Raw genomic sequence first — 3271 nt, 5'->3', positions numbered from 1 at the left:
GGGGGAGGGGGGGGGGGGGGGAGGGGGGAGGGGGGGGGGGGGGGGGGGGGGGGGGGGGGGGAGGGGGGGGGGGGGGGGGTGGGGGGGTGGGGGAGTAGGGGAGTAGGGGAGTAGGAAAGTAATTTTTTTTTGCCCAACTTTTGCCTAAAATGGTAAATTTTTGAGCATGAACAGCTGAAAACCAAGGTATTTCAGACCCAAAAAGGCACTTACCTTTATCTTTAAAGACGTTTAGGTTTAATCAGCAAGCCCTAATTAGGGTTTGCTGAAAAGGAGTGGGGGACCCACCCCTCGCCCCTCCCCCTCCCAGGAGGGGAAAAGGGGAGTGGGGGAGTAGAGATTAGCTAGGGTTTGTTGATTAAATCTCAAAGCACTGACATATAAAAGTAAGTGCCTTTTTGGAGCGAAAAAAAAATGCCAACTTTTCAGCTTGAGTGACCAAAAAATTAAGACTTTGGGCAGACAAACACAGAAAGATACAGCTACAATTATTCCTCCTACTTTCTCTTTCTCTTTCTCCCCACCCCTCTCACACTCCCCGCACTCTGCTTTTTTCAGCGAGTTTTGTTAAGAACTATCTCCGGTTTATTCGCACTCAGTTTCGATATAAACTCCCAAAGAGGTCAGATAACCAGAGGCGCTGCCGAAGAATGATTGAATAGTGGGTTGGGCAGCTTTCAAGGTGAATGGTTCTGGGTTTGATGTTGCTTGCATAGTACCAAACGGACCATAGATATTGCCCTTCAGAGTCTTAAATGTTAATTGAGCAATTAAGGGTTCGTTGCCAGCATATGAATAGTCAGCAACGTAACCACTTACTTCTACTAATGGATCATCCTCACTGAAAGAGATGGTGGTCTTGCCGCCCCCAGTACCTCCATTCTCAAATGATTCTCCATTGGCATAAGTTACCTCAAAGCCATCAATAATAAATCCATGATGAACAGTGATTTCAGCAATTGGACCTAATGTGGTGGCTTTAGGGAAATTATAAAACTCAGTGGTTGTCCTTCCTACAGGGCCTTTAAGAACTTGGGCTTGGGCAGGAGAAAACCCTAGAGTTGTACTCAACAAGACTACTGCAGTCAATAGTCCAACAAACTGAAAAAATCGCTTTAACATTACTTAGAACCTCAATTTTTCAAGGTATTTGTCATCATCTACAACCTAGCTGATGTGGTAGCATAAATTTTGAATCATTCAAAAAAATTTACAGTTATAAAAAAAATATTATTTTTGATACCTTATAGCTCAATATATGTTCTACTTGACATCCTCCCGACGCTGCTCTCACGAGACAGCGCGGGATTCCCTAGCATCGCTGTTAGGGGCTTCCTGCTGCCTCTTGACAGAGGAGCTGCGCTAACATAGCACCTGCCTGAAAGGATTTACTCTCTTCGGGTCTAAAAGCGCGCTCCACAGGCTGACGCTGCGAGTCCCGCAGCCTTCTTGGTGGGCGTTCCCTTGCGTCTGACGCCGACGCGGGTTCCCATCCGCAAAATATTAATTGCAGCGTTTATGTCCCTATCATGGCGTCTGCGACACTCAGGACAATCCCACTCTCTAATACTTAAAGGTAATTTTTCTACTACATGACCACAATTAGAGCAGCGCTTTGAACTAGGAAAATATCGGTCAATTTTGATTAACTCTCGTCCATACCAATCAGCTTTGTAATCTAATTGTCTCACTAATTCTCCCCAGTTAGCATCACTACCCACCCCTCTTGCTCCCCTCCCGGGAGGGGATGGGGGTGGGTTGTGGTTTTTGACCATGTTTTTTACGGCTATTTCCTCAACTACAATAGTTTGATTTTCTCTAATCAGTTGAGTAGTTAGCTTGTGGGTGTAATCAAGTCTTGAATTCTTAATCTTGGCGTGTATTCTAGCTACTTTCAGCCTCGCTTTCTGATAATTATTAGACTTTTTGTCGGGTTTTCTATCCAGAGACTTCTGGGCTAACCTTAGTTTTTTATGTAACTTCTGAAAATTCTTTGGGTTGGCAACTTTTTCTCCATCACTTGTTGTTAGTAAACTTGTTATTCCTAAGTCAATCCCCACTTGGAGAGTTAGTCGGCTTCAGCCTCAAATCCCTGACATCGTTCACTCTCAGAGATACAGACCATCTACCACTTGGTTCAAGTCTAACAGTAATTGTACTAGGCGCACAGTTTTGGGGTAGTTGCCTACTCCACCTGAGCGGTAATGGCTCAGAACATTTAGCTAGATAGACTTTACCATCAAGCCATTTGAAAGCAGACTTTGTAAACTCTGCGCTACCACCATTACGTTTTTTCTTAAATTTAGGATATTTAGTCCGTCCGCTAAAAAAGTTGGTGTTTGCGCAGCATTCCGCAGGAAAAGCAGTTTGTAAATGCCTTAAGCCTTGCTGAAGCGGTACACTACTTACTTCTCTGAGAAAATCTAAATCTTCCTGTTTTTTCCAGTTCGTCAGCATAGCTGAGGTTTGTTTGTAGCCGACTCGTTCTTGGTGTTCATACCAAGCTTGAGTCCTGGCAGCTAAGGCTTTGTTGTAGACTAAACGTACACAGCCCAAAGTTCTCAAGAGCCGACTTTCCTGCTCCGGAGTTGGGTAAAATCTAAATTTGTACGCTTTTTCAACCATCTACTACCTACTTTTCAACATTTACATTCTAACAGATTATTCGTAAAACCGCTCTTATTGATTGGCATTCCCATCCCTTCGCTCCCCTACGGGAGAGCGCGGGTATAAATGCCAACGTTGAGATAAAAAAATTTTTCGAGCATAAACCAACTCCTGAAAATTTTTCGGCCACTATTATAATATATATTAGTCAATTTGTACTATTTTCGGGCGTGCTGATTAATTCTAAAAGTATTGACTGATATGATGTCCGGTTGAATAATTAGACAATGGTTGTCCGAAGGCAGGAGGCATCCCCCCTACCCCCCTTTGAAAGGGGGGGAGGCAGAAGGTTTTCTTTCATTGTCACCTTAATTTTATACACGCTCCGATGCTATCGGACATGATATGATATTGGTTTTAGCATTTTAGAGTTGAAAAAAGTGCGCCTATTTTCGGTAGAAAAAGCTCATGCATGCTAGTATCTTAGGATGATTATGGCAGAAAAATTGAGAGACAAAACGCCCGCTCCTACCTCTTCGCTCATTCCCCGTTCCTCCTGTCTCCCCCTCCCCTCCTGGGAGGGGCTGGGGGTGGGTTGGGAGGGGCTAGGGGTGGGTTGGGAGGGGCTAGGGGTGGGTTGGGAGTGGGAGGGGTTAGGGGTGGG

The 3271-nt window shown here is 44.8% G+C and carries 2 protein-coding genes and 1 pseudogene; all 3 read right to left on the bottom strand.

The annotated features are described in order from the left end of the window. Window positions 1-585: 585 nt before the first annotated feature. Complete coding sequence (locus F6K54_RS42200) at window positions 586-1122, bottom strand: jacalin-like lectin (protein ID WP_293090456.1); 537 nt, start codon at window positions 1120-1122, stop codon at window positions 586-588. 202 nt (window positions 1123-1324) lie between these two features. Continuing rightward, window positions 1325-2625: pseudogene (locus F6K54_RS42195) on the bottom strand (RNA-guided endonuclease InsQ/TnpB family protein). Between the two features lie 457 nt (window positions 2626-3082). Continuing rightward, on the bottom strand, window positions 3083-3271 hold a 189-nt coding region (locus F6K54_RS42190; RefSeq protein ID WP_293090455.1), incomplete at its 5' end, for a hypothetical protein.

Origin of the sequence: Okeania sp. SIO3B5, from assembly GCF_010692555.1 — a bacterium.
Classification (GTDB): Bacteria; Cyanobacteriota; Cyanobacteriia; order Cyanobacteriales; family Microcoleaceae; genus Okeania.
Note: the sequence above shows the minus strand (reverse complement) of the source record. Positions and strands in the feature narration are given on the sequence as shown.